This is a genomic window from Variovorax sp. SRS16, from assembly GCF_901827165.1.
Taxonomy (GTDB): Bacteria; Pseudomonadota; Gammaproteobacteria; order Burkholderiales; family Burkholderiaceae_C; genus Variovorax.
This window is the reverse complement of sequence record NZ_LR594668.1, coordinates 418,031-443,576: the sequence shown is the minus strand read 5'-3', so window position 1 is coordinate 443,576 and position 25,546 is coordinate 418,031. Positions and strand designations below refer to the sequence as shown.

Below are 25,546 nucleotides of genomic sequence, written 5' to 3'. Positions count from 1 at the left end.
TTGAACCCCATCGCTATTCAGGTCAACGGCCGCGGCTTCAGCCGGCACGCGGAACCACGCACGCATCTTGGTGACTTCCTGCGCGACGAACTGCGCCTGACAGGAACCCATCTTGGCTGCGAGCATGGCGTTTGCGGCGCATGCACGGTGCTCGTCAACGGCCAGCCGACGCGTTCATGCATCACCTTCGCCGTGGCATGCGAGGGCCAGGAAGTCACTACCATCGAAGGCTACGACGATGATGCGGTGATGCAGCGGCTGCGCCTGGCGTTCACGCGGCATCACGCGCTGCAGTGCGGCTTCTGCACACCCGGAATGCTTACCACGGCGCGCGACATCGTGCTTCGTCTGCCCCAGGCCGACGAAGCGCGCGTGCGCCTCGAGCTCTCCGGCAACCTGTGCCGTTGCACCGGCTACCAGGGCATCGTGGACGCCATTCTCGATGTGCTGCAGCAGCAGCGCGACACTCCCGACGCACAAGTCGAAAAGCTGCGGCAGGCACTGAGTACTCCGCGAACTGTTGCACCGCGCCCGGCCACGGCGCCGAGCCAGGCGCAGCCGCTCGCGGTTGCCGCCGCCAGGCAGCCCGCGGCGGAATCTGCGGCGTCCGCGGAAATGGCAGAGGTCGATCCCGCCGCGATGGCCAAGGCCAAGGCCAAGGGCAACGCCATCGAAGTGCATTTCGACGTGCCTTATCCGGAAGACCAGGTGTGGAAGTTCATGGGAGACCTGCCTGCAGTGGCCTCCTGCCTGCCCGGTGCGACTATCGACTCATACGAAGGAGAGCGGGTCAAGGGCACCATCGCGATCAAGTTTGGGCCGATGTCGGCGGCATTCGCGGGCGCTGCGCGGCTGGAGCGCGACGACGCAGCGAGGCGCGCGGTCCTGCGTGGTGCCGGTCAGGACAGCCTGAGCAAGTCACGCACCCAGGGCGATATCACCTATCGGCTGGAAGCCCTGACGGCCGACAGCACCCGTGTGCACGTCGACATGATCTATGCTCTGCAGGGCCCACTCGCGCAGTTCTCGCGCTCCGGACTCGTAAAGGACTTCGTGCGACGCATGGTCGCAGACTTCGGAAAGCAAATCACGCGACGGCTGGGCGGCCAAACAGTTGCGGCCGACGAGCCTCAACCCTCGGTGTCCGTCGCGGGGATGATGTGGAGCGTGCTCTGGAACCGCTTCCGCGGTTGGTTCGGCAAACCGCCGAGGGAGTCCGAATGAGTTCCTTTCTTCTTGGCTATCACGTCCGTGCGAACGGGGTGCGGCTGCATCTTCTGCGCTATGGAGGGCAGGGTCCTCGCCTGCTGCTGTTGCCCGGCATCACGAGTCCCGCCATCACCTGGGGCTTCGTCGCAGAGCGGTTGGCTCGCCATTTCGATGTTCATGTGCTTGATTTCCGGGGGCGAGGCCTGTCCTTCAGCGCGCCGGGCATGGTCGCGAGCCTCGATGCCATGGCGGCCGATGTGCTGGACCTGCTGAAGGTGCTGCAGTGGTCGTCGGTGACGGTGCTGGGCCACTCGATGGGTGCCCGCGTGGCGATTCGAGCCGCTGCGCGCAATCCGGGACGCATGGCCAGGCTGCTGCTCGTCGATCCGCCGGTGTCCGGCCCGGGCCGGCGTCCTTATCCGGTTCCGCTGGCCTGGTATGTCGATTCCATCCAGATGGCGCTCAAGGGCATCACGGCCGAAGAGCTTCGCCCCTATGCACCTACGTGGACGGACGACCAATTGCGCCTCAGGGCCGAATGGCTCCATACCTGCGACCCGGATGCCATCATCCAGGCGCACGCCGGTTTCCACGAGGACGACATCCACGCCGATCTCCCCCAATTGCGGACGCCCGCGCTTCTGATGGCGGCAGGCCGGGGAGGGGTGATGCTGCCGGAGGACCTTGCCGAGATCGAGTCTCTTGCGCCCGGGTTGTCGCAATGCACGGCGTCGAACGCCGGGCACATGATCCCGTGGGATGACGAAGAAGATTTCTATCGCTTGCTCGGCGACTACCTGAAGCTCGACCTGCGCTAGGGCGTGTTCACACAAACGAAGATCAGCGCGAAGCTGATGAAGCCTACGAACATCACGTCGACCACCTTCTCGAAGCGAGAAAAGATGCGTCGATAACCATTGAGGCGTCGGAATAGCCTTTCCACTTCGCTGCGGCGCTTGTACTATCTCCTGGTCGTATTCCCAGGGCTCGACCCTGGTCTTCAGCGGCGGCATCACGGGAATGAATCCCAGGTCAAGTGCGAGTTGTCGGGTCTCATTGCCCTCGTAGGCGCGATCCATCAGAAGATGCACGGGTCGATCAGGCCCGCCGAGTCGACGCAGCAGCGCGCGACCCTCGGGCGCTTCGTGCGCCTGCCCAGGCGAGCGCGAGAAAGTTATGGCCGTTCGAGCATTCGCGGCAACCATATGAATCTTGGTGTTCCAGCCGCCTCTGGACTTGTCGATGGCCTGGCGACCTTTTTTTTTAACGCTCCCGTTCCATCGGGGTGCACCTTGATGCTCGTGCTGTCCAGTGAGACTGCCTCGAGCGCAATCCGAAGCGTGTCTTGCTTTCCGCGTCACAGCCAGGGGAGTCGATAAACTCGTCGGCTGACACCTTCAGCGATCTCAAGATGATGACAAAGCGTTCCCCCGCTCAGAAAAAGACGGTCGGCTCAGCCGATGTGGCAAAGCATCCGGTCCTGGAGCCGTTCAATCCATTGCGCCAGGTCATGTGGCGCCGGCCGGGTTTCCTCATCCGCAGGCTGACGCAGATCGGACAGGCGATCTTCTTCGATCTCTGCAAGTCGGAAAGTATCACGCCGCTTCAGATCGGCATGCTGACGGCGCTTTCGATGAACCCCTGGCTGGATCAAAAAGCGATCGGTCGGGAACTGTCGCTCGACCGCACGACGACTGCAGAAGTGCTCAAGCGTCTTGGTGACAAGGGCTTGGTTGAAACCCGTGTCAACCCGGACGATCGCCGGTCAAGACTCTCGGTGATCACGACAGATGGGCTCAACCTGATCAACGATCTGCAGGAGAGCATTCACCGCTCCCAGGAGCTGCTGATCGAACCACTGTCGCCCGAAGATCGCGCCGAATTCATGAGACTTCTGGCACAGCTCGTCGATGCGCATGAAAAGAAGGAAAAGATGGAAAAAGAAAATGGAGCCGGCTGATCGGAGGATCCGCACGCGACTTGTTTTCACCGAGTAATTTGGAACTACTTTTAAAGGCAGCAATGAGATGAGCTAGGCCGCCCCCTCAAGGACATGCTGTTCGACATCGAGCACCTGACCAACATCAACGAGATCGCCAAGCTGACCGGCTTCGAAGACGCGGGCCTCGAAACCGCGCAGGCCGTGCTCGAGGGGTGCGCACGCTTCAACCAGGACGTGGTCGCGCCGCTGAATATCGCGGGCGACCGCAATCCCTCGTCGTTCAAGGGCGGTGATGCGAGTCGGTGCAGGTTCGTGTGTCTCTCGCAGCTCGTCGAGAAGATGCCGCGTTGTAAGCGCGCGGTGATCCCGTCTTGACTGGCGCCGCAGATCAGGCTGCCGACGGCACCCAACGATGTGGCAGCAACTCGGCGACGCGACTGGCTGGCTGGGTGGGCAGGCGCTCAAGGACGTCGCTGAGGTACCCGTGAGGCTCGTGCCCGTTGAGCTTCGCTGACTGGATCAAGCTCATCACGGCCGCTGCGCGCTGGCCCGCCCGTAGCGATCCTGCGAACAGCCAGTTGGATCTTCCGATCGCAATCGGCCTGATCTTGTTTTCCACCCAGTTGTTGTCCGCCGGCAGCTCGCCGTCGTCGATGTAGCGCGTGAGCGCGCTCCAGCGCTTCAGGCTGTAGTCGATAGCCCTGGCCGTGGCCGAGCCATCCGGCACCCTCTGGCGTTGTCCCGCGAGCCACTGCTGCAGGGCATCGGCCACCTTGCGCGACGTCTCTCGTCGTATTCGCCTTCGTTCCTCAGGCTGCAAGTCGGCGACCTCGCGTTCGACCGTATACAGCTCGCCAAAGAACTTCAGCGCCTGCTTGCCGACCTGGCTGCCGTGATTGACCCAGAGTTCGTGGAACTTGCGTCTCGCATGGGCCAGGCAGCCGGCCTCGGTGACGCCAAGCTCGAAGCACGCCTTGTAGCCACTGAAGTCGTCGCACACGAGGGAGCCGCGCCAACCATCCTCTCCCGGCAGCCCGAGGAAGGCGCGAGCGTGCTGGCCGCCGCGGCTGTCAGCGAAGTCGAACACCACCGCGCGCAGCGCGCTGTAGCTCGTCGTGCAGTAACTCCACAGGTACGCCCGGTGCGTCTTGCCGTTGCCGGGTTTGAGCATCGCCACGGGCGTCTCGTCGGCATGCAGTACGCGCTCTTCGAGCATCTCGCGCTTGAGCGCATCGACCAGGGGCTGCAACTGCACGCCGCACTGTCCGACCCAGCTGGCCAGTGTCGAGCGCGAGATGGCCAGGCCCGCGCGACCGAAGATGGCTTCCTGCCTGTACAGCGGCAAGTGATCCAGGTACTTGCCCACCAGGACCTGCGAGAGCAGTCTGGCCGTCGGGATGCCCTTGTCGATGATGTGCGGAGCGACGGGCACCTGCACCAGCGTCTCGCACTTCGTGCAGACCCACTTGCCGCGCACGTGGCGCTCCACCGTGAACACGCCCGGTTGATAGTCGAGCTTCTCGGCCACGTCCTCGCCGATACGCTGGAGGGTGCAGCCGCAGGCACAGGTGGTGCTCTCAGGCTCGTGACGGATCTCCCGGCGTGGCAGGTACGCAGGCAGCGCCTGGCGCTTGGGTTGCTGCTTTTCGCGCTCCGCAGCCGAGGTGCCCGCCAGTTTTTCCAGTTCGAGTTCCATCGCCGCTAGGTCGGCATCGACGGTCTCCTCCAGGAGGCTCTTCTGCTCGGTGTTGAAGGCCTCAGACTTGGCGGCGAACTTCAGCCGCTTGAGCACCGCCATCTCGTGCGTGAGCTTGTCGATGGCAGCTTGCTTGAACGCGATTTCGTGGTCGCGACGTGCAATCTCGAGCTTGTCGACTGCCGCTCCTCTTCTGAGCGAGAGGACCATCTCGCGCAGTTGCTGCGCGTCCAGGTGGTCAAGGTCGGCCGTGTCGATCACGGAAGGTGATGGTGCCCTGGTGCACTCGCGAGCGCATCAGCACATTCGGCAATTGCACTACAGCACGCAGATCACTCCAGCTTCGCCGATACGCTGCCACGGAAGCCCGAGTACCAGCGCATCGAACTGGGGATGGGTCAAGCTGAGGGTGGTGCCGCTGTCCTTGGGCCAGATGAACTTGCCCTGGTGCAGGCGACGCGCCGACAACCAGATTCCGATTCCGTCGTGAACCAGAACCTTCATCCGGTTGGCGCGTCGATTGGCGAACAGGTATGCATGGTGGGGGCGCGCAGCACCGAAGACACGAACCACACGTGCCAGAGCTGCTTCGGTGCCTGCGCGCATGTCCAACGGCTCGATGGCAAGCCACAGTGCGTCGACCCGGATCACCTGAGGATCTCGCGCAGCCAGACGGCGCACTGGCCTGACGCACTTAACGGCCAGGTCACGTTCACCGCGATCGCGCCGCGGCGAAGCTCGAGATGGATGTCGTTTGCGACAGTCAGGCCAGGAGCTAGCGTGAGCGAGATGAACTCGGCTTGCTGGTCGCTGGCCTTCGAGGCGGTACCTCCCGAGTCAACCATGCGGCGCCACTTGTGAACGAGGTTGGCGTTGAGGCCATGGGCCAGGGCCACCTGCGCCACAGACGCTCCAGGCTCCGCGCACGCCGCCAGGACTCGCCGCTTCAAATCGGCCGCGTGGCGACGTCGGCTCACGCGCTTGGAGTCTTCCATAGGTGTCCACCTAAATTCTGAACTGACCCCCGGAAGTTGGACGAAACCGGGGGATCGAGGTGAAATACACAGATAGGCAGAAGCTGGAGGCCGTGCTGGCCTACATGAAAGGGAACCACGGCCTGAGAGCTACCGCGGCATCACGGGGCGTTGGTTTTGATTCCTTGCGGCTTTGGGTAGCCGCGTATCGAGAACACGGCGAGGCAGGTCTTCAGGAGAGGAAGGAGAAGCAGAAGTACCCTCCACAGTTGAGGCTGGAGATCCTGAAGCGGGTCCACGACGAAGGTCTCTCATATCGCCAGGCGGCCGCGATCTACGGCATCCGGCGGTTTGACTTGATCGCCATATGGCAGCGTGCCTACGCGCAGAGCGGACTTGAAGGGCTAAATCCGATGAGACCAGGGCCACGAAGACGACAGAGCGGCTCCGTCGATGGCGACCCGAGCGAGCCACGCGACGAAGGTACGCGTACCAGAGAGGAGTTGTTGGATGAAGTTCGGCAGCTTCGCATGGAGGTCGCATACCTAAAAAAAGCGAGGGCCTTGGTTCGCAGCAAGCCGACATCACCGTCGAGGAACGGACGCGGATCGTGCTCGAGCTAAGGCCTCTATTCCCCCTGGCCGGGTTGCTGAAGCTCGCCGGCCTGGCGCGAAGCACCTTCTACTATCAGCGAAAATCGTTGACTCGTGAAGACAGGCAACTTGGTTTGCGAGATGCCATTCGCGAGATCTTCGAGCGGCACAGGGGCTGGTATGGCTACCGCCGAGTGACGCAGGCATTGCGTCTCCAAGGCCGCACGGTGAACCACAAAACCGTGCAACGCTTGATGGGCGAGCTGCAGCTACGATCGAAAGTGCGAGCTAAGCGATTCAAGAGATTCTCTGGAACAGGGTCGGTGTTGGCACCTGACCTCCTTCGGCGCGACTTCAGTGCCGCACGGTTGAATCAGAAGTGGGTCACAGACATGACCGAGTTCAAGGTGGGCGCGAAGAAGCTGTACCTGTCTCCGATCATGGATTTGTATAACGGCGAGATCGTTTCCTACGAGAAAAGCGAGTCACCCACGCCCCGCATGTTCCGGACCATGCTGAACACTGCCTTCGCGCGTCTGAAAGCCGATGAGAGCCCAGTCCTTCACTCGGATCAGGGTTGGCAATATCGTATGCCTACCTACCGCGAGCAGCTGGATCGGCGTGCTGTCACACAGAGCATGTCTCGGAAGGGGAACTGCCTGGACAATGCGGCGATGGAGAGCTTCTTCGGCACATTAAAGTCAGAGTTCTTTTACTTGAACAAATTCGAGAGCATAGAGGACCTCAAGCACGGCATTGATGCCTACATCCGCTACTACAACGAGGAGCGAATCAAGCTGAAGCTTGGCATGAGTCCAGTTGCCTTCCGAAGGCAACAAGAGGTCCGATAGATCAGTTCAACAGCCGTCCAACTTCCGGGGGTCAGTTCAATTCTTGGTGGACACCATCGTCATGGACACAAGCCCGCAACTCAAGACGGGATCACCGCGCGCTTACGCCGCGTTCCTGCGGTCGCCGACAAGTTGACAAACTACGCCAGGGATTCCGCGGCGCTGGCGAAGGGCTGGTTCTGGCCCGACTGCCGAACTTGCTGGGCAGAAGGCGAATGACTGTATGCGTCCGGCAATCCCATCTTGAATTCGCCATAGGAGCAAAGGATGCTCGTATCCACTAACTCTTGAACTGACCCCCGGAAGTTGGACGGCTGTTGAACTGATCTATCGGACCTCTTGTTGCCTTCGGAAGGCAACTGGACTCATGCCAAGCTTCAGCTTGATTCGCTCCTCGTTGTAGTAGCGGATGTAGGCATCAATGCCGTGCTTGAGGTCCTCTATGCTCTCGAATTTGTTCAAGTAAAAGAACTCTGACTTTAATGTGCCGAAGAAGCTCTCCATCGCCGCATTGTCCAGGCAGTTCCCCTTCCGAGACATGCTCTGTGTGACAGCACGCCGATCCAGCTGCTCGCGGTAGGTAGGCATACGATATTGCCAACCCTGATCCGAGTGAAGGACTGGGCTCTCATCGGCTTTCAGACGCGCGAAGGCAGTGTTCAGCATGGTCCGGAACATGCGGGGCGTGGGTGACTCGCTTTTCTCGTAGGAAACGATCTCGCCGTTATACAAATCCATGATCGGAGACAGGTACAGCTTCTTCGCGCCCACCTTGAACTCGGTCATGTCTGTGACCCACTTCTGATTCAACCGTGCGGCACTGAAGTCGCGCCGAAGGAGGTCAGGTGCCAACACCGACCCTGTTCCAGAGAATCTCTTGAATCGCTTAGCTCGCACTTTCGATCGTAGCTGCAGCTCGCCCATCAAGCGTTGCACGGTTTTGTGGTTCACCGTGCGGCCTTGGAGACGCAATGCCTGCGTCACTCGGCGGTAGCCATACCAGCCCCTGTGCCGCTCGAAGATCTCGCGAATGGCATCTCGCAAACCAAGTTGCCTGTCTTCACGAGTCAACGATTTTCGCTGATAGTAGAAGGTGCTTCGCGCCAGGCCGGCGAGCTTCAGCAACCCGGCCAGGGGGAATAGAGGCCTTAGCTCGAGCACGATCCGCGTCCGTTCCTCGACGGTGATGTCGGCTTGCTGCGAACCAAGGCCCTCGCTTTTTTTAGGTATGCGACCTCCATGCGAAGCTGCCGAACTTCATCCAACAACTCCTCTCTGGTACGCGTACCTTCGTCGCGTGGCTCGCTCGGGTCGCCATCGACGGAGCCGCTCTGTCGTCTTCGTGGCCCTGGTCTCATCGGATTTAGCCCTTCAAGTCCGCTCTGCGCGTAGGCACGCTGCCATATGGCGATCAAGTCAAACCGCCGGATGCCGTAGATCGCGGCCGCCTGGCGATATGAGAGACCTTCGTCGTGGACCCGCTTCAGGATCTCCAGCCTCAACTGTGGAGGGTACTTCTGCTTCTCCTTCCTCTCCTGAAGACCTGCCTCGCCGTGTTCTCGATACGCGGCTACCCAAAGCCGCAAGGAATCAAAACCAACGCCCCGTGATGCCGCGGTAGCTCTCAGGCCGTGGTTCCCTTTCATGTAGGCCAGCACGGCCTCCAGCTTCTGCCTATCTGTGTATTTCACCTCGATCCCCCGGTTTCGTCCAACTTCCGGGGGTCAGTTCACTCTCTTGGTGGACACGTGCACACTATCTCTCCGCAGGCTGGTGGTGATCGCCGGCGGCGCCGGCTACACAGCGACGAGTTCAAGGCCAATGCCGTTGCTTTGGTCGCGAAGCCTGGCGTGTCGATGGCATCGGTGGCGATGTCGCTGGGCATCAATGCGAACCTGCTGCGCCGTTGGGTACACGACGCGGAGGCGCCGCCGAGCAGGCCAGCAGAAGGCAAAGCTCCGAAGGCGCTCCCCGGCGTTAAGTCCGAGTCCCCGTCGTTCGTTGCCTTGCAACTGCCCGCACCGGTCGCTCCGGTGAGCGACATCCGCATGGAGGTCAAGCGCGGCTCAACGACTGTCGTGGTGAGCTGGCCGGCAGCACTTGCTGCCGAATGCGGAACCTGGCTGCGCGAGTTGCTGCGGTGATCCGTATCGACGCCGTCTGGTTGGCGGTCGAACCGATGGACATGCGCGCTGGCACCGAAGCGGCATTGGGCCGCGTGGTGAAAGTATTCGGTGAAGCCCGCCCGCATCACGCCTACCTGTTTGCAAACCGCCGTGCCAATCGCATGAAGGTCCTCGTACACGATGGCATTGGCGTCTGGTTGGCTGCCAGGCGACTGAACGCCGGCAAGTTCGTCTGGCCACACGACACGACGGGGACGCTGTCGCTCAGCAAGCAGCAGCTCAACGCACTCGTGCTGGGACTGCCCTGGCAACGCGTCGGGGAGGCTGGAATCATCCGAGTTCTGTAGCGATGCGCAATTGATGAATGTGCCGATGTCATTGGCGCATTTCATCTGGCACGATCACCCTCCGTGATCGCCTCCCAGCCCTTGGAATCGTTGGATCCGGAGCAGATGCGCCAAGCCACGCTGGCGCTGATGAGTGAGCTGTCCGCCAAGGACGAGCAACTGCGAGACCAGGCCGTCGAGCTTGAGAGATCGCAACGCGAGGCTGCGTTTAAGCAGACCCTGATCGACAAGCTCACGCACGAGATGGCGGTGCTCAAGCGCCTGAAGTTCGCCGCCACGAGCGAGAAGTTCAGGGCAGGCCTCAGTGCCGAGCAGACGAGCCTGCTGGAAGAGACCCTCGAAGGTGACATCGCCGAAGTCACCGGGGAGATCGAACGGGCCACCGCCAACAACAAAGGCAAAGACCCAAAGGACAAGGAACAGCCGAAGCGCCAGCCGTTGCCCGCGCATCTGCCGCGGCGCGAGATGCGCCACGAACCAGAGAGCACTGTGTGCAGCTGTGGCTGCCAGATGAAGCGCATCGGCCAGGACGTCTCCGAGAAGCTTGACTACGAGCCGGGCGTGTTCACAGTGGAGCACCACGTTCGCGGCAAGTGGGCGTGCGCGAAGTGCGAGAAGCTGGTGCAGGCGCCCGTGGCTGCGCACATCATCAACAAGGGCATTCCCACGGCAAGCCTGCTGGCCCAGGTGCTGGTGGCCAAGTTCATTGATCATCTGCCCCTGTATCGGCAGGAGCACATCTTCCAGCGTGCCGGCATGGCTATCGCGCGCTCGACGCTGGCGCAGTGGGTGGGTGAATGCGGAGCGCAACTCCAGCCGCTGGTAGACGCTCTGGAGGCCGAGCTACTACGCCACGTCGTGCTGCACGCCGACGAGACGCCGGTGGCCATGCTCAAGCCTGGCAACAAGAAGACCCACAAAGCCTACATCTGGAGCTTCTGCACAACCACCTTCAACTCGACCAAGGCGGTGGTGTTCAACTTCGCCGAGACGCGCAGCGGCGAGAACGTGCGCCGCTTCCTTGGCCAAGACGGCGCCACCCCTTGGAAGGGCACGCTCGTAACCGACGGCTTCTCTGGCTACAACGCTTCGATCGCGAGGGGCGTAACGGCTGCAAATTGCATGGCGCACGCGAGACGCAAGTTCAACGACCTCTGGGCCAATCACGGCAGCAGGATCGGGGAAAAGGCGCTACGGTACTTCCAGGTGCTGTTCAGGATCGAGGCGAAGATCGATCACCTCCTCCCGGACGAGCGGCAACGAATTCGCAAGCGCAAGTCGCGACGGGTGGCCGTGTTGTTCCATCGATGGCTACTCCTGCAGAGGCAGCAGGTTCCGCCGGGTTCGGCCACGCTGAAAGCGATCGACTACAGCCTGAAGCGCTGGCCGGCATTGACGCGGTACATCGAAGACGGTGACGTGCCGATCTCGAACAACTGGGTAGAGAACCAGATCCGCCCCATCGCCCTCGGAAGGAGCAACTGGTTGTTCGCAGGCAGCCTGCGAGCCGGCAAGCGCGCCGCGGCGATCATGAGCCTGGTTCACTCGGCACGCATTAACGGACACGATCCCTACGCGTACCTGAAGGATGTCCTTGAGCGCCTGCCTACTCATCCGGCAAGCCGGATCGACGACTTATTGCCGCACCTCTGGCGGACGGAGTCCGCCACACACTGAGCTCCGCGGCGGCGTCAAGATGGGTTTGCCGGACGTTTACGAATGACTCTACTGGGCCCAACTTGGTCTCTCGAGAAAGGCCTGCTGACGGCAGCAGGGCAGCGGTTGCGGCCTCTGGAGTTGCCTGACGTGACTGACTGAAATTCAGCGCCCGGCCCTGCGGCCGTTCGCCGCGCCTAAGTCCGCCGAGAACCCGAGCAACAACTTCACCAACAGCATGTCGCGAATAGATGCGATCAGCCGAATTTTGCTAGAGCAACGAGGGCGCCACGGCGATGGCAGTATCGAACGCCGAGGGATCGCCACCTAAACGCCGCGTCAAGTCCGAAGCCGCCTTGAGCACGGATTGCGACATGCTTGGAATTAGCTCCTCGGAAAACCGAGCGGCCGGACCAGAGATGGCAAGCGCGCCGCGCAAGCTGCCCATCGGCCCGAACACCGGTGCGGCGATCGCGCCAATGTCGGGTTCGCGCTCGCCCACGGTCACGATGAGGGGCTGCTCAGGGAACCTCTCGGGGGGCGTCAGTGCGCGGTCAAAACAGGACAATACACGGCCGGCAGCGCCCTTGTTCAGAGGCAACAGATCGCCGGTTCGGATGTGGTCGCGCACCGATTTTGGCGAGTCGACACGGAAAAGGCATACCCGCAGGTCGCCTTCGCGCGTAAAGAAGGAAGCGCCTTCGCCCGTCTCCTGGACCAGCTGACGCAAAAAGGCTGGCACGTGGTCGTCCAACCGAAGGGCGGCCTGGTAGAGGCCGCCCCAATGCAGCAGCATGGAGCCGAGCTGGTAGGTGCCATCGTCGAGCCGCACCATGCAATGCTCCCGGATCAGCGAGGCGACGGTGCGCAGGATGGTGCTCTTGTACATGCCGGTTCGTTGCGCCAACTCACTCAAGTTGAGAGACGTGTCGCCTGCACGGAACGCATGGAGGATCGCAAACGCCCGTTCTACAGCGGCAACTCCTCCGGCCTTCTGCTCGACTTCCTGATCAACAGCCATCCACTTGCCCCCGTTTTGTTCGCCGGCGCGCGGTCCTGTCGCCGACGAAACATTCTGCTTGACATCATAACGTAGCGACCAGCAGAATGACGTTCCCTTCCAAGGGATATCATTCTGTCAGACGCAACAACCAAAAAACCTCTCGGTTTTGCCCCCTTTTGGAGCTACGCATGTTCACGATGAAAAAGGCATTCGCCGCTGCTCTCGCCGGCTTCACTCTGTGTGCTCTAGCCGTCTCGGCGCAAGCGCAAACATTCCCAAGCAGGCCGATCACCATCGTCGCGCCGTACCCACCCGGCGGTGCCACGGACTTGTACGCCCGCGCGGTGGCCAACGGACTGGCAGAGCTGGGGCAGCCGACCATCGTTGACAACCGAGCGGGTGCATCGGGAATGATCGGTGCCGACTATGTCGCGCGACAGCCGGCAGATGGCCACACCTTGCTCATCGGTGCGTCCTCCATGTTTTCCGTGCTGCCCCAGTTGAATCCGCGCATGGAGAAGGTGGCGAGCCACATCGAGCCGATATCCATCCTCGGTTTCAATCCTTCCTACGTCGTGGTGCCGGCCTCATTGCCGGTGAATACCATTCAGGAGTTGATCGCCTACTTGAAGGCGAAGCCCGGCCAGTACGGCTATGGCTCGGCCGGCAATGGCACGTCGCAGCACGTGTTTATGGAACTCTTCAAGCAGCGCGCTGGTGTTGACCTGTTCCCTGTCCAGTACAAGGGCAGCGGGCCGATGGTGGTGGACCTGATGGCCGGGCGCGTGGTGATGGCGATCGAGCAGGGACCCGCGGTGCTCACGCAGATCAAGGCGGGCACGCTCAAGGCGCTCGCCGTGACGACAGCGAAACGGGCCGAGGCGATGCCGAACGTCCCGACACTGGCCGAAACGGTATTGCCGGGCTTTGAGGCCGTGACGTGGTTTGCGCTGTACGCGCCTTCGGGCCTTCCGAAGAGTGTCCAGGACAAGTTGGTGCCCCAGATTGCCAAGACGATGGCTTCCCCGGCCGTGAAGGAAAGCCTGAACGCGGTGGGCGTCGAGCCCTCGTCCAGTTCGCCTGATGCGGTGGCGAAACGGCAGGCCGCGGAGACGAAGATGTGGGCCGAAGTGATCGCCAAGGCGCACATCACTCCAGTCGATTGAGCCCCTGGAGCCCTGCATGCACTCCCGTCCCAAGCTTCCGCTCCATCAAGAGCCCCGTGCCGACTATCTGCAGAAGGTGACCGGTGCGGCGATCTTCGCCAGCGATGTGGAGGTACCGGGCATGCTGCACGGAAAGATCCTGCGGAGCACGGTGCCGCACGCTCGCATTCGCAACATCGACACGAGTGCCGCCCTGGCGCTGCCGGGCGTGGTTGCAGTTCTCACGGGAGCCGATATGAAGAACCTCCCCGGGACCGCCAATCGATGGGGCCTATATCTGCGCGACCGTGAAGTAATCGCGATAGAGAAGGTGAGGTACGTGGGCGATCCGGTCGCTGCCGTCGCAGCCGTGGACGAATCGACAGCCGAGGAAGCCGTTGAAGCCATCGTGGTCGAGTACGAGCCCCTGCCCTTCGTCACGACGGCCAAGGAGGCGATGGCCGCAGGCGCCCCGCTCGTTCACGAGGACATGGACAAGCTCAAGGACTTCTACTTTCGTGGAGAAGCCAATCCTGTATCGGGCACGAACATCTTCCAGCACTACCAATACAACGCGGGCAATGTCGAACAAGCCTATGACGAGGCAGCGCAGGTGTTCGAAGACACATTCAGCTTCCCGATGGTTTTCCATTTTGCGATGGAGCCTCACGTCAGCGTCGCGGATTGGAAGCAGCACTCGCTGGAGATCTGGAGCGGCGGACAGACGCCAACCGCCATCGCCCGGGTGTGTTCAGAAATACTCGGTATTCCACTGGCCTGCGTGCGAGTGCACTCGCCCTACATAGGCGGCGGATTCGGCGGCAAAGCATCGGTGAAGATCGATCCGCTCGTGGCCGCACTCTCGTGGAAGGCGCGCGCACCTGTCCGGGTGTGCCTGTCGATCGCCGAGTCGATGTTGACCTGCAGACGGTTGGATGCGGAGATCACGGTCAAGACGGCGCTCGACGCAACCGGGCGAATCACTGCCAAATCGATTGCTGCCGTCCTGAACGGAGGAGCCTTTTCGGACACCGGCCCCGCGATCGCCATCAAGGCCGCGATCCGCGCCATCGGGCCCTATCGCATCCCCAATCTTCGGCTGGAATCACATGGCGTCTATACGAACACGGTACCGGGCGCGGCATTTCGGTCGATCGGTGGGCCGCAGGCGGTCTGGGCGACGGAGTCGCAAATGGACATCATGGCGCACGCATGCGGCATAGATCCAGTTGAGTTCCGCCTGCTCAACATGGCGGACAAAGGCCAGACGATCAAGCCCGACCTCCGCCCGTTGGACGTGGACATGCGCAATTTATTGCGCAAGGCAGTGGAGACGCTCGAGGCCCTTCCCGAAATGAAGGGCCCACGTCGTCGCGCCCGGGGCGTCGCCGTCGGCGTCAGCGACCCCGGCATCATGCCCATCGGGGGTGCCACCGTGCGCCTGCGTGCCGACGGTTCGGTCAACGTGTCGGCGAACTCGGTCGAGATCGGCCAAGGCAATCGAGGCGTCCTGCGCATCATCGCGAACAAGATGCTTCGCCAGCCGTTGCGCATGATCGCATCTTCTGAGCCCGACACGCTGCTGGCTCCTTACGATTGGGGTACCGGCGCGAGCCGCTCCACAGTCATCGTCGGCCTGGCCGTCCAGATGGCCTGCGAAGACATCCTGCGCCAGGTCGGCGAGACAGCTGCGACGGTATTGGGCGGCTCGCCACACGACTATCGGTTGGAAGAAGGGCGCATCGAAGGTCCTGATGGCGCGATCTCCATCATCGAATTGCTGCGCAGATTCAACGGCATGACGGCCGGTGAATTCCTCGGCATCGGCCGCGTGAATCCGGAGACGAAGAACGGAGCTTTTAAGCTTGCGCCTCTGTTCTGGGAAACCAGCGCGGGCGCCTGTGAAATCGAGGTGGACGAAGGCACGGGAAATATCCGGCTCGTCCGGGTCGGCGGTGCCGCAGATCTCGGATTTGTGATGAATCCCAAGGCCGCAGAAGGCCAGGATGAAGGTGCCATGGTCATGGGCCTGGGTCATACCTTGTTCGAGGAATACATCTATGAGGACGGCCAGGTGGTCAACGGCACGCTCTTCGACTACCGGGTGCCCACGATGGAAGACGTGCCTTTCCATGTCGGCACCACGCTGATCGAGAGCCTCGATGGGCCCGGACCATTCGGCGCACGGGGAGGCGGTGAAGGGGCCATCCTGCCGGTCGCTCCCGCAGTTGCCAATGCCCTGTTCGAGGGTTGGGGCGTACGGATCAAGGAGCTCCCGCTGACTCCGGAACGGGTCTGGCGTGCACTCAAGACAGCCAAGATCGCCGCCGACAAACAAGAAGGAAGACACCATGGATTTCAGGATTGATGCCACCCTGCCGGCATCCGCTGCGCAACTCTGGTCGATCTTCTTCGACGTCCAACGCGTCGCGCAACTCATCCCGGGCTGCGAAAACGTCACCGAAGTCGAGCCGCTGAAGGAGTTCTCGGCCCTGATGAAGCAGAAGCTCGGCCCTTTCAAGCTCGAGCTTCCGACAACGATCACGCTCGGCGCCCATACGCTGGAGCGCTACGTGGAACTGAGTGCCAGCGGCCGCGACAAGTTCACCGGCACCACCCTTGCCGTGAACATGAAGGTCAACCTTGAGGAGCGACACAACCATGGCGCGGTCGAGTGCCTGCTGAGCATCGATGCCGACATGCAGGTTGCTGGCAAGCTTGCTTCTCTCGGTTATCCGGTCGTCAAGAAGCGCTCCGAGGAACTGTTCGCCGATTTCGAAAAGCGCTTGCGCAACGAATTGGCCGGGATTGCAGAACCCAAGGGTCCGGTCATGGCGCCTGTTGAATCCACGGCGCCAGTCTTCGCGCCAACACTGGCCTCCACAACCGGCGCTTCGGTGCCCCAGGCAACGCCGGCGCAACGCCCCGCGCTCGCTGCTGCCTCGGCGGCGAGCGCGGCAGAGAAGGTGTCAGCCCCTCATCTGCAGCATGCCTATTTCGCCCAACCCCAGCCGTCGGCCGCCAGGCCTTCGCGTGGCGTGGAGCTGGTGCTGCAATGGCCGCGCGTCGGTGTCAGCGTGGCCGTGGCCTGTGTGGTCGCATATGCCGCTACCACTGCGTTTCAGCAGTCTCCCGGTTGGTGGCTGGTGGCCCCCCTTCTGGGCGTTGCCGCTGGGCTCGGGCGGAGGTCCGACTGATGCGGCCGGCGCGTTTCATGCTGCATCGACCGACGAGTCTGCGCGAAGCCCTCGCGCTGAAGGCTGAACTGGGCGAGGCTGCAACTTTTCATGCTGGTGGTACCGAGCTGCTCGTCGCCTTGAAGGCCCACGTACTGCAATACGACCACGTCATCGACATCAAGCAAGTTCAGGAACTGCGCGAGATTCGACTGCTGGACGATGGTGCGCTGCGTATCGGGTCTCTGTCGACGCATCATGTCATCGCCCACGATCCGCTGGTTCAACGGCTCCTTCCGGGTTATGCCGATCTCAGTGATCATGTCGCCAACATCCGGGTGCGCGTTGCTGGAACCCTGGGCGGCGTCCTTTGCTTCGCCGAGCCGCATGCCGATGCGCCGACCATGCTGTGCGCCCTCGACGCTCGGATCGTATTGGCAAATACGACCGGGCAACGCAACGTCCCCTCGCGCGAGTTCCATGTGGGCGAGTTCGCCACGGCGAGAAAGGACGACGAACTGCTCGTCTCCATCGACGTGCCCCCCCAATTGCCGGGTGATCGCTCCGCGTACCGGCCATTCGGCCACACCGAACGTCCCGCGGTCGGCGTGGCTGCGGTCTGGTCGCCACAAGGCTCTCAGCGCCTGCGCCTCTGGACGGGTGCCGTCGTGGCTGTTCCTGTAGCGCTCTGCAAGGCGCAGGAAGTGGCGCAGAGCCTGCCATCCCAAGCGCCGTTCGACGAGGTGTGGCGCGCCTTGGAACCTGTCATCACCGCCGAGGCAGAACAAATCGACGCGCATGACGATCTTCATGGAAGCGCCGACTACAAGAAGCACCTGGTCACCGTACTCGCGCAGCGCGCTCTTCAGGAATGCCTCCAATGAGCCACCACACGCGAACCTATCCACTCATCCGGGTGGACATGACGCTCAACGCTTCAGAACAGTCGCTGGAGATCGAACCTCGCGAACTCCTCATCGACGTGCTCCGGGAGCGGTGCCGACTCACCGGAACAAAACGCTCTTGCGATGTGCAAGTGTGCGGAGCTTGCACCGTGCTCGTCGACGGCATGCCGATTTCGAGCTGCACCACTCTGTGCGCCGATGTGCACGAGCGCCACGTCACCACCATCGAGGGTCTGGCCTACGAAGGGCGCCTGGACCCGGTGCAGCGCGCCTTCATCGCCCACGGAGCGCTGCAGTGCGGCTTCTGTACGCCCGGAATGATCCTGGCGGTGAAGTCGATGCTGTCGCTGTACGAGAACCCGTCGGAGGAGACGATTCGTCACTTCCTGCGCGGCAACATCTGCCGCTGTACGGGCTACGTGAAGATTCTTGAGGCCATCCAGGACCTCGTGCACAACCCACTGAGTTTCGAACCGGAGAAAAAATGACTCAATCGAACACACCGCGCAAGCCGCATGCAATCATCTCTGGTGCTGGCATGGGCGGCCTGACCCTGGCCCTCGCGCTGCTGCAAAAGGGCTTCGAGGTGGATATCTACGAACAGTCCCCCGAATTGCGGGAGGTGGGGGCCGGGCTCTGGATATCTGCCAATGGCAGTCGCGTCATGGAGAAGCTGGGGCTCAAAAAGGAACTGCAAGCCATCAACCTCGATCCGGAGGACCGCGTGATCAGATTCTGGAAGACCGGTGAAGAGCACTCGGTATACAACCGCGGTGCTACGGACTCCAAGGTCGACCACACCCTGATTCAGGTCCTGCGCGCGGAATTGCAGCGCATCCTCTACGAGGCGGTGATCGCCATCAAGCCTGGCGCGGTGCATTTTGGGGTGCGTGCGGTCGGCGCCGAGACCATGGACGGCCGCGCCAGGCTGCTATTGGACGATGGGCGTGCGATCGAGGGCGACGTGGTCGTCGGCAGCGACGGCGCACATTCGCAGGTGCGGCAATCCATCTTCGGTGCGGCACCGGCACGCTACACGGGCGCCAATGCCTGGCGCGGCTTGGCGTCGATGGCCCGACTCAAGCCGCAGCATCAGCGAGCCCTGGCCTCCACCTGGGTGGGACCGACAGCGCACGTGACCACCTATCCGGTGCAGCGCGGCGGGGAGCAGTTCGTGAGCTTTTCGGCGCAGGTGGACAGCGAGGTGTGGCAGACCGAGTCCTGGTCCGAGCGCGGCGAGCTTTCCGACGCGCTGAGGGATTTCGAGGGATGGAACCAGGACATCCTCGATCTGTTCATCAATTCCGAGAACCTTTTTCGCTGGGGCTTGTTCGTGCGTGACCCGCTCGATCGCTGGTCTCGCGGCAGGGTGACCTTGGTAGGCGACGCCTGTCATTCCATGACGCCGTACCTGGGCATGGGCGTGAACATGACCTTCGAGGACGCCTACGTTCTGGCGCGCTGCTTGGAAGCGCAACCCGAGGGTGTCGAAGCCGCGCTCGAGCGCTACGACAGCGCCCGAATCGCGCGCGCCAACCGTACCAAGGCCAGTTCACTCGAGATGCTGAAGGTCTTCCACGACCCGGCGCTCGAGCGGATTGACACGGGTCGTTCCTACATCGAGCGGAACTGGTCACCCGAAGCGGTGCGTCAGCGCTACGACTGGCTACTGGCATACGACGCCACCGCTGTGGAGGTTTGAATGCTGAGCGCGATCAAAACACAAGGCCGTCGTCCGTGGGACGGCATCATCCCCGAAGTCGAGCTGGCCATCTATCGCAAGACTGGCTGGGGGACGCCCACGGGCTTGGGCAAGCATCCCGCCTTGCTGATCATCGATGTGCAGTACCGGTCGATGGGCGACGAGCCCCTTCCCATCGAGGAAGCCATCAAACTGATGCCCACGAGCTGCGGTGAACACGGCTGGCGCGCTGTGCCAAGAATTGCGCGCCTGGTGGAAGCATTCCGTTCCATAGGGGCACCCATCCTGTACCCTCATGTGGCCCCCAAGGGCCCCCAGAACCGTGGCCAATTCGAGCAGAAGGTGCCTGGCGTCATGGAAGTCCCACAGCACGGGTATGACTTCGTCGCCGAGGTGGCACCCCAGCCGGAAGACATTCTGATCCCCAAGTTCCAGGCCAGCGCATTCCATGGCACGCCCTTGACCAGCTACCTGGTGGGGCTCGGCGTCGATACAGTCATTGTCACTGGCTGCACAACAAGCGGCTGCGTACGTGCAACGGCCATCGATGCTTGCGCCCTGAACTTCAAGGTCGTGGTCCCGGAAGATGCTGTCTATGACAGGTCGCAGACGTCTCACGCGGTGAATCTGTTCGACATGGCGAACAAATACGCCGACGTCATGCCGACCGAGCAACTGCTGATCGCTTTGCGTCAAATCGCCGCCGCAGGTTGAGCAAACAATACCGGGAATCGCACCTTGAACAACGGCACAGGCGCCCATGTGAGGGCCAACGGCATCCGCCAGCACTACTTGCAATTCTCGGGTGAGGGGCGGCCTGTGGTCATAGTGCCGGGGGTCATCAGTCCGGCGATTCTGTGGCGCCACGTCGGCGCTTGGTTTGCGGAGACACGCACCTGTCTCGTCGTCGACGTGCGGGGGCGCGGCCTGTCCGAAGGCGGAGCCCATCTCGACTACGGCCTGGATGCCTGCGCGACCGACCTGGAGGCCTTCATCCACGCCAAGGTCGGCACACCGCCGCTGATTCTCGGGCACTCCATGGGCGCACGGATCGCGGCCCGGGCGGTGGCGCGGGCACCCGACTTGGCGCATTCGCTGGTGCTGGTCGATCCGCCCACCAGCGGTCCGGGCCGTCGCGTTTACCCGATCCCACTCGCGCGCACACTGGGGCTGCTGCGGGCGGCCCTGCGGGGGGAGGCGTGGGAAGCGCTGCAGGCGAGCAAAGCACGGCCCTGGCCTGAGCCGCTGCAGCAGTTGCGGGCTGAGTGGCTGACCAGTTGCGACGAGCGCGCCGTCCACGCCGCCTATGAAGACTTCCACGGTCAGGATTTCTTCGCGGACCTGGCCGGCGCCCGAGTGCCGATCTCTCTCATCTGCGCAGAGGAAGGCGGCGTGGTGTCCGACGCAGATGTGGAGGAGATGAAGCGTTTGCGCCCTGACCTGCATGTCACTCGACTCGCGGGGGTGGGCCACCAGATGCAGGCGGAGAACTTTGCGCAGTTCAGCGCCGAGTTGGCCGCGGTGCTGCGCCGCCACTGCTACTGATCTTGTCGAGAGGAAACTGAAGTGAAAATAGATGCAGAGGTTCTGGGGCTTTTCACCGACGAACTGAGGCTTTGCGGCGTCAAGGCCGAAGAAACGGTCGTCGTGCTGACGGCGGGCGATGAATGGGCGGAAAACGCCCACGCATTCATGGCTGCCGCGGGTCAATTGGGAGCCACCACATTCAACCTCAATGTGCGCCGTGAAACGGCCAACGCAGTCGGTGTCCAGGGCCGCCATCCTCTGGTGGGCAATGCACTGGCAATGACCACGCTGAAGTCCGCCAATCTGGTCATCGACATGGTGGGCTTGTTGTTCTCGCGCGAGCAGGCGGAAATCCAGGCGGCGGGTGCGCGCATCCTGCGGGTGATGGAACCGGTCCACGTGCTCAAGCAAATGTTCCCCACGGTGGACTTGCAACGGCGCGTCGAATTCGCCAAGACTTTGCTGGAGTCTGCGAAACAGCTGCGCTTCACCTCGGACGCCGGGACGGACATCGTGTACCGGCTTGGACAGTACCCCGTCATTTCGGAGTATGGCTTCACGGCCGAACCCGGGCGTTGGGATCACTTTCCTTCGGGCTTTTCCTTCACCCAAGGCAATGACGGTGAAGTGGATGGCGTGGTCGTGCTGCAGCCCGGGGACATCCTTTGCGCATTCAAGCAATATGTGACTACGCCGGTCACGCTGCACGTGGAAAAGGGCATGGTGGTGAAGATCTCCGGATATGGCATGGACGCAGAGCTGATCAGGAGCTACATCGACAGCTTCAAGGATCCCCGGGCCTACGCCATTTCTCACATCGGGTGGGGACTCAACGAGAAAGCACGTTGGTACCAGTTCTCAGTCACGCGACAGCTGCCTTCGGAGCACGTGATGAACGCTCTGGCGTTCTACGGAAATGTTCTGTTCTCTCTAGGACCCAATTTGGAACTGGGAGGGACCAACGACACGGCCTGCCACCTGGACCTTCCAATGCGCCGGTGCAGCCTATGGCTGGATGAGGTGCAGATCCTCGACCGAGGAGACGTGGTTCATCCTGCGATGCGCGCCTAACCTATTACAACGCGACACCTCAACGGCCTTCTGGGGGTGCCCGCTCACGCTTGCTTGCCTCAGCAGCCAAAAAAAGCAGGTTCACCTAACCCTCCATAACGCCCACTTATGGAGGTTTAGCGCCGCCGCAACACGGCGAGGGCCGCTAGGGGGTCTACTCGTTTTCAGTGCACTAAGTGACGATAAGTGCGCAGCCAAGCATGCGGCTTCCAACGCCTCGGCGTTCGCAAGTCCTTGTCGAACATGGCCTTTCTGTCACCCCTCCAATCGCGCCGCGGTCCGCACCGGCGATGGGTCGGTTTTAGCCATTGGCGCTCGTTTTCGCTGCAGTTTGTGACGGTAGGAGCTGAGCGGCATACCGCTCGATGGGGAATCGAAAGATGCCGCGCAGATTGATGCCCTCCAGCCGTGTGGGCGCGATCCGCCCAATGAGTTCGGGCGGCACAACCTGACGTCGATGGGCCCAGCGATCGAGCACTGCCTGCATCTGCGCGGTGTTCCATGCCATCACGATGTTGGCGAGCAAGCTCAACGCATCGGCCACGGCCTGCATCTCCTCGACACGCCTTGCCTGCGCTGGACTGACCCGCCCGGTGTAGATGGCGCGCTTCAAGGCGTTCACCGCCTCGCCGCGATTAAGTACCCGATGCAGTTCGCGGCGAAACGCCGCATTGACGAAGTAGTCCGCCAGAAAGGCCGTGCGCATCAATCTCCCAAGGTGTACGCCGGCCTCGTAGATCGGGTCGGACCTGGCCGCCGCTCCGAAGCGCGCCATCACGGCCACCGCGCTGGCATGCCCGGACATCGCGGACGCCGTGAGACGAACGAGCGCGTCCCAGTGCGACGCAATGAGCGAAGCGTCGACGCTGGTGACGCACACCGATGCCACGTCGGCCGGTATCGGCATGCCCCGGGGAACATAGAGTTGTCGCGGCTTCAGATCCTTCAGCCGCGGACATAGATCGAAACCCAACAACCGCGACAAACCCATCGCGAAGTCGGTGTAACCGTGCGAGTCGACGGCGAGCTGAGAAGTTTCCATCCGCTCCTGCCGCACGACGCCTTCGATCGCCACGCCGGCTTGGCGTTCGTTCAGCACAAAGGGTTGCGCGTGAAAGATGCCCCATCGATCTCCCACATGCGAGTAGATGCCGATCGAGGGCGTGTTGCGCCGCGGATCCAGGCGGGCCTGCCACACGCGCTTGGTGGTCTCCATGCTCATCATGTCCGAGGAGGCGAGATCGGAGCGTCCCCAAGTCGTTGCAATGGGATGGCCTTGCATGAACTCCAGCACCGCTTGGCAGGCTTGACCAAGCCGGCGTTCGTCGCCGGCCCAGCGCATGCTTTGGCGGATGCTCCGGGCCGACAGCTGCGGCATCATGCGTGCGCAATCGGCAGCCGTGAGGCTGGTGCCGTGGGCGAGGATGCCGGCGTAGGCCATCAGCAGCTCGTCGGCCGAGCGCGGCTCGCGCCCCAGCATGATCCAGCTGAAACGAACTTGCGCGTCAACGGCCAGGATCACCTCGGGCAATTGCACCTCGCCGATGCGCTGGTCGAATCTGGCGCGCAGCTTGCCGACCTCCGGATCTTCATCGTCCGCCAGGAGCGCCGAGAGGTGCAATTCATCGTCGATGCGCAGCACGCCGGAACGGGCGGCGACGGCCACCGCTTGGACGCCAGCATGCACGCGCATCAGGAGCGGAACAAGGAATTCCTCCGGGTTGGTCGGCAACGACAGCCGAGCTGTAGTGCCGCTTGGCTTCGGCCTGCCAGCGCTCGGCGGGCAGGAACAGGCGCTCTCGGCCACGAAACGTCAAGCTGTCTTCGATCCACACCGAGCCGTTGCGCACAGATCGACGCAGTGCAAAAAGCGTGGCCACTTCCAGCGCCCGGAAAGCGCGCTCCCGGTCGTACCCCGAGATCGCATCGCGCCAGACCGATCCGAGTTGGGGTGAAACGATGTCTGGCAGGCTCCTGGCGTTTCTAGCGTACAGATCGCGCAGCTTGGTCAGTGATTCGATGACCGGATGGTCGCCGGTCGCCTGCCATGGCAACTTGACGATTGCCGCCAGCAGGGATCGTACTGGGCGGATGGCCTCGATCAGGCGCTCCCGCACGAGCGATGCCCGACCTGGCGGGCGACGCTGCTGGTGGCTCGCGACCAAGGCCGCCAAACGAGCCCTCAAGTCCGAGTCTGGAATGCCACCCTCGGTGCTCATGTTCGCAAGTTCGTTGAGCAGCGATCGATAAAGGTCAGCCCAGTTGGCGGTGTCTCCGACACTACCTGCGGCCTGACGCCACAGGTCGGCCACGCGACGCTGGACCATCAGGACCAGTTGATCGGTGGCGGTCAGCAGGCAGTAGCGCAGGAAGCAGGCGACCTCTACGGTGCGAACTGGTTCCTTGATCTTGGCGCCGGCCGAAGGAGGTCTGGAGGCCAAACGACGTGCGTAGCGCCGCACGATGAGGTCGGGCAGGGCGCCCAGGTACTTGTGGACGTCAAGGCTCCGAAGCCAATTGATCCGTTCGAGCACCTCGCTGATCTGGCGCGTCGAGTGTCGAGCGGGCGTCGCCCACAGCCAACTTTGATGGGTCACGCCGGTGGCGTGTGGCAGCGCGATCATTCGGCCCCATTGATCCAGGGTGTTAGATGGCACCACGCTGCGAATGGACGCCGACATCTCGGCCTCGAAACGGGCGAGGGCGGTGGCAATCAAGGCGCGGATGGCGCGATCGTGGACGATCAGCAGTCGATGTTCGTACATCCAACGTCGGGCAAAGACAACCAGTTGCTCGCGATCTGCGCACCGGGCGACCTCGTCACTCATCGACCGAACGAGAGCGCGGCGCTGGTGCTCGGTCATCCACCGGAACCCGAGGGCTTCACAGGCTACTTGCTGGTGGTCGAACAGGGTGCGACCTCGCCCGTACAGGGCGCGTAGCGACGCGATCTCGGGAGCATCGACACCCAACTCACTGCCCAGATGGCGCCACAGCGCTGGCGGAACGATCCGAAAGGCGTCGAGCACACGGCCGCTCATGCGCAGGAATCCGATGTGCAATGCCAGGCCGAGCTTGAGAGATTCGCCGCGGCGCGCGCCGATCAGTTCACGCTCCGCGTGGCTGAAGGTGAAGAACGCCTGCAGTTCGAAGCCGCTGATGTCGCGCGGAAGTTCGCGCATGCCCAAGTATGTGGTCTGCCAGCCTTGCATCGCGCGCCTCCGTCAGTGGGGCAGGGGACGATACGCCGCTGAAAAGTGAACAGCAACATCAAGAAAATCAATGGCTTACAACATCACACCCGCGCCGTTGCTGGGCTTGCGAACCGTCACTCAGTGCACGGAAAACGAGTGGACCCCCTTTCACGCTACTTCGTGCATGCGCCGCGCGAGCGCGGTCTGGTCCTCGGCTTCGCGAGCGTGCCGGAAGGCGAGATGCTGCGGCCGTTCGAGCGGCTCGTGCAGGTGCTGCGCGCAAGGACGAAGAGGTAGCCGGTCCTCCAAAATGATGTGGCGAACGCGGCGTGCGTGGGTATCTTTCCCGGCTTCAAGAGTGCCTCCGAACAGACGCGTACTGAAAGAAGCCCATTGCGTCAAAGGAGGCGAGAGAAATGGCGATGGGCC

Annotated in this window: 22 protein-coding genes and 3 pseudogenes; 18 read left to right on the top strand and 7 right to left on the bottom strand. The window is 62.3% G+C overall.

Annotation, left to right across the window (positions count from 1 at the left end):
- The gene (locus E5P2_RS34315; protein WP_174262742.1) at positions 1-1,224 is read left to right on the top strand and encodes a xanthine dehydrogenase family Fe-S subunit; all 1,224 of its coding nucleotides are present in this window, start codon (positions 1-3) and stop codon (positions 1,222-1,224) included.
- Positions 1,221-2,027: an alpha/beta fold hydrolase gene (locus E5P2_RS34310; RefSeq protein WP_162571514.1), complete on the top strand. Its 807-nt coding sequence runs from the start codon at positions 1,221-1,223 to the stop codon at positions 2,025-2,027. The genes E5P2_RS34315 and E5P2_RS34310 overlap by 4 nt, the downstream gene beginning before the upstream one ends.
- Here the strand turns inward: E5P2_RS34310 and E5P2_RS34305 are convergent.
- Positions 2,024-2,545, bottom strand: a pseudogene (locus tag E5P2_RS34305) (IS5 family transposase); the annotation flags it as partial. The gene E5P2_RS34310 and the pseudogene E5P2_RS34305 sit on opposite strands and share 4 nt — an antisense overlap.
- A 75-nt stretch (positions 2,546-2,620) precedes the next feature.
- Here E5P2_RS34305 and E5P2_RS34300 point away from each other — a divergent pair.
- Together E5P2_RS34300 and E5P2_RS34295 are read left to right on the top strand one after the other, a co-directional pair.
- Positions 2,621-3,169, top strand: coding sequence for a MarR family winged helix-turn-helix transcriptional regulator (locus E5P2_RS34300; protein WP_162571649.1), 549 nt, complete (start codon positions 2,621-2,623; stop codon positions 3,167-3,169).
- A gap of 93 nt (positions 3,170-3,262) precedes the next feature.
- Positions 3,263-3,442: pseudogene (locus E5P2_RS34295) on the top strand (acyl-CoA dehydrogenase); the annotation flags it as partial.
- A gap of 97 nt (positions 3,443-3,539) precedes the next feature.
- Here the strand turns inward: E5P2_RS34295 and tnpC (E5P2_RS34290) are convergent.
- From tnpC (E5P2_RS34290) to E5P2_RS34280, 3 genes are read right to left on the bottom strand one after another with little or no spacing between them, the layout of a single operon-like run.
- Positions 3,540-5,108: an IS66 family transposase gene (tnpC, locus tag E5P2_RS34290; protein ID WP_443083578.1), complete on the bottom strand. Its 1,569-nt coding sequence runs from the start codon at positions 5,106-5,108 to the stop codon at positions 3,540-3,542.
- 57 nt (positions 5,109-5,165) lie between these two features.
- Positions 5,166-5,498, bottom strand: a complete 333-nt coding sequence (gene tnpB, locus E5P2_RS34285; protein WP_162571513.1) for an IS66 family insertion sequence element accessory protein TnpB — start codon at positions 5,496-5,498, stop codon at positions 5,166-5,168.
- Positions 5,495-5,842, bottom strand: coding sequence for a transposase (locus E5P2_RS34280; protein WP_162571512.1), 348 nt, complete (start codon positions 5,840-5,842; stop codon positions 5,495-5,497). Before E5P2_RS34280 ends, tnpB (E5P2_RS34285) begins: the two co-directional genes overlap by 4 nt.
- Before the next feature lie 104 nt (positions 5,843-5,946).
- Between E5P2_RS34280 and E5P2_RS34275 the strand changes: the two genes are divergently transcribed.
- A protein-coding gene (locus tag E5P2_RS34275) for an IS3 family transposase (RefSeq protein WP_162571641.1) occupies positions 5,947-7,265 on the top strand; the annotation gives its coding sequence in 2 pieces (ribosomal slippage) (positions 5,947-6,387 and positions 6,390-7,265; 1,317 coding nt in all).
- 327 nt (positions 7,266-7,592) lie between these two features.
- On the opposite strand, the gene E5P2_RS34270 is transcribed toward E5P2_RS34275, so the two are convergent.
- Positions 7,593-8,911 (bottom strand): IS3 family transposase gene (locus E5P2_RS34270; RefSeq protein WP_162571641.1). Its coding sequence is split into 2 segments (ribosomal slippage): positions 7,593-8,468 and positions 8,471-8,911, totalling 1,317 coding nucleotides; the frame shifts between segments, so codons are not numbered across the junction.
- A 102-nt stretch (positions 8,912-9,013) separates the two neighbouring features.
- Between E5P2_RS34270 and E5P2_RS34265 the strand changes: the two genes are divergently transcribed.
- The 3 genes from E5P2_RS34265 to tnpC (E5P2_RS34255) all read left to right on the top strand — a co-directional run bounded on the left by E5P2_RS34265 (position 9,014) and on the right by tnpC (E5P2_RS34255) (position 11,415).
- Entirely contained in the window at positions 9,014-9,409 is a 396-nt protein-coding gene (locus E5P2_RS34265; protein ID WP_162571511.1) for a transposase, read from the top strand.
- Positions 9,406-9,738 carry an IS66 family insertion sequence element accessory protein TnpB gene (tnpB, locus tag E5P2_RS34260; protein WP_162571510.1) on the top strand — a complete coding sequence of 111 codons (333 nt, stop codon included), beginning with the start codon at positions 9,406-9,408 and terminating at the stop codon, positions 9,736-9,738. Before E5P2_RS34265 ends, tnpB (E5P2_RS34260) begins: the two co-directional genes overlap by 4 nt.
- Positions 9,739-9,843: 105 nt before the next feature.
- On the top strand, positions 9,844-11,415 hold the full coding sequence (gene tnpC, locus E5P2_RS34255; RefSeq protein WP_443083582.1) for an IS66 family transposase: 1,572 nt from the start codon (positions 9,844-9,846) through the stop codon (positions 11,413-11,415).
- A gap of 250 nt (positions 11,416-11,665) precedes the next feature.
- On the opposite strand, the gene E5P2_RS34250 is transcribed toward tnpC (E5P2_RS34255), so the two are convergent.
- The gene (locus E5P2_RS34250) at positions 11,666-12,415 is read right to left on the bottom strand and encodes an IclR family transcriptional regulator (RefSeq protein WP_162571509.1); all 750 of its coding nucleotides are present in this window, start codon (positions 12,413-12,415) and stop codon (positions 11,666-11,668) included.
- A 170-nt stretch (positions 12,416-12,585) separates the two neighbouring features.
- Here E5P2_RS34250 and E5P2_RS34245 point away from each other — a divergent pair, with 170 nt between their 5' ends.
- From E5P2_RS34245 to E5P2_RS34205, 9 genes are read left to right on the top strand one after another with little or no spacing between them, the layout of a single operon-like run.
- Complete coding sequence (locus E5P2_RS34245) at positions 12,586-13,563, top strand: Bug family tripartite tricarboxylate transporter substrate binding protein (protein ID WP_162571508.1); 978 nt, start codon at positions 12,586-12,588, stop codon at positions 13,561-13,563.
- Positions 13,564-13,579: 16 nt separating this feature from the next.
- Positions 13,580-15,910 (top strand): xanthine dehydrogenase family protein molybdopterin-binding subunit, encoded by a 2,331-nt coding sequence (locus tag E5P2_RS34240; protein WP_162571507.1) that lies wholly within the window; start codon positions 13,580-13,582, stop codon positions 15,908-15,910.
- Positions 15,894-16,739 (top strand): CoxG family protein, encoded by an 846-nt coding sequence (locus E5P2_RS34235; RefSeq protein ID WP_162571506.1) that lies wholly within the window; start codon positions 15,894-15,896, stop codon positions 16,737-16,739. The genes E5P2_RS34240 and E5P2_RS34235 overlap by 17 nt, the downstream gene beginning before the upstream one ends.
- A gap of 17 nt (positions 16,740-16,756) precedes the next feature.
- Entirely contained in the window at positions 16,757-17,602 is an 846-nt protein-coding gene (locus E5P2_RS34230; protein ID WP_162571505.1) for an FAD binding domain-containing protein, read from the top strand.
- On the top strand, positions 17,599-18,111 hold the full coding sequence (locus E5P2_RS34225) for a (2Fe-2S)-binding protein (protein ID WP_162571504.1): 513 nt from the start codon (positions 17,599-17,601) through the stop codon (positions 18,109-18,111). The genes E5P2_RS34230 and E5P2_RS34225 overlap by 4 nt, the downstream gene beginning before the upstream one ends.
- On the top strand, positions 18,108-19,325 hold the full coding sequence (locus E5P2_RS34220; protein ID WP_162571503.1) for an FAD-dependent oxidoreductase: 1,218 nt from the start codon (positions 18,108-18,110) through the stop codon (positions 19,323-19,325). Before E5P2_RS34225 ends, E5P2_RS34220 begins: the two co-directional genes overlap by 4 nt.
- On the top strand, positions 19,326-20,039 hold the full coding sequence (locus E5P2_RS34215) for an isochorismatase family protein (RefSeq protein WP_162571502.1): 714 nt from the start codon (positions 19,326-19,328) through the stop codon (positions 20,037-20,039).
- Between the two features lie 24 nt (positions 20,040-20,063).
- Positions 20,064-20,870 (top strand): alpha/beta fold hydrolase, encoded by an 807-nt coding sequence (locus tag E5P2_RS34210; protein ID WP_162571501.1) that lies wholly within the window; start codon positions 20,064-20,066, stop codon positions 20,868-20,870.
- Positions 20,871-20,891: 21 nt separating this feature from the next.
- Entirely contained in the window at positions 20,892-21,923 is a 1,032-nt protein-coding gene (locus tag E5P2_RS34205) for a leucyl aminopeptidase (RefSeq protein WP_174262741.1), read from the top strand.
- A 301-nt stretch (positions 21,924-22,224) separates the two neighbouring features.
- On the opposite strand, the pseudogene E5P2_RS34200 reads toward E5P2_RS34205, so the two are convergent.
- Positions 22,225-25,135, bottom strand: a pseudogene (locus E5P2_RS34200) (Tn3 family transposase).
- A 45-nt stretch (positions 25,136-25,180) separates the two neighbouring features.
- Here E5P2_RS34200 and E5P2_RS34195 point away from each other — a divergent pair.
- Complete coding sequence (locus tag E5P2_RS34195) at positions 25,181-25,414, top strand: hypothetical protein (protein ID WP_162571500.1); 234 nt, start codon at positions 25,181-25,183, stop codon at positions 25,412-25,414.
- Positions 25,415-25,546 lie beyond the last annotated feature (132 nt).

Excerpts from the sequence above, each read along its gene's own strand:
- E5P2_RS34245 (WP_162571508.1), top strand. The coding sequence starts at position 12,586 with ATGTTCACGATGAAAAAGGCATTCGCCGCTGCTCTCGCCGGCTTCACT.
- E5P2_RS34240 (WP_162571507.1), top strand. The coding sequence starts at position 13,580 with ATGCACTCCCGTCCCAAGCTTCCGCTCCATCAAGAGCCCCGTGCCGAC.
- E5P2_RS34280 (WP_162571512.1), bottom strand. The coding sequence starts at position 5,842 with ATGGAAGACTCCAAGCGCGTGAGCCGACGTCGCCACGCGGCCGATTTG.
- E5P2_RS34300 (WP_162571649.1), top strand. The coding sequence starts at position 2,621 with ATGATGACAAAGCGTTCCCCCGCTCAGAAAAAGACGGTCGGCTCAGCC.
- E5P2_RS34215 (WP_162571502.1), top strand. The coding sequence starts at position 19,326 with ATGCTGAGCGCGATCAAAACACAAGGCCGTCGTCCGTGGGACGGCATC.
- tnpC (WP_443083582.1), top strand. The coding sequence starts at position 9,844 with ATGCGCCAAGCCACGCTGGCGCTGATGAGTGAGCTGTCCGCCAAGGAC.
- E5P2_RS34235 (WP_162571506.1), top strand. The coding sequence starts at position 15,894 with ATGGATTTCAGGATTGATGCCACCCTGCCGGCATCCGCTGCGCAACTC.
- E5P2_RS34310 (WP_162571514.1), top strand. The coding sequence starts at position 1,221 with ATGAGTTCCTTTCTTCTTGGCTATCACGTCCGTGCGAACGGGGTGCGG.
- E5P2_RS34220 (WP_162571503.1), top strand. The coding sequence starts at position 18,108 with ATGACTCAATCGAACACACCGCGCAAGCCGCATGCAATCATCTCTGGT.
- E5P2_RS34250 (WP_162571509.1), bottom strand. The coding sequence starts at position 12,415 with ATGGCTGTTGATCAGGAAGTCGAGCAGAAGGCCGGAGGAGTTGCCGCT.
- E5P2_RS34230 (WP_162571505.1), top strand. The coding sequence starts at position 16,757 with ATGCTGCATCGACCGACGAGTCTGCGCGAAGCCCTCGCGCTGAAGGCT.
- E5P2_RS34225 (WP_162571504.1), top strand. The coding sequence starts at position 17,599 with ATGAGCCACCACACGCGAACCTATCCACTCATCCGGGTGGACATGACG.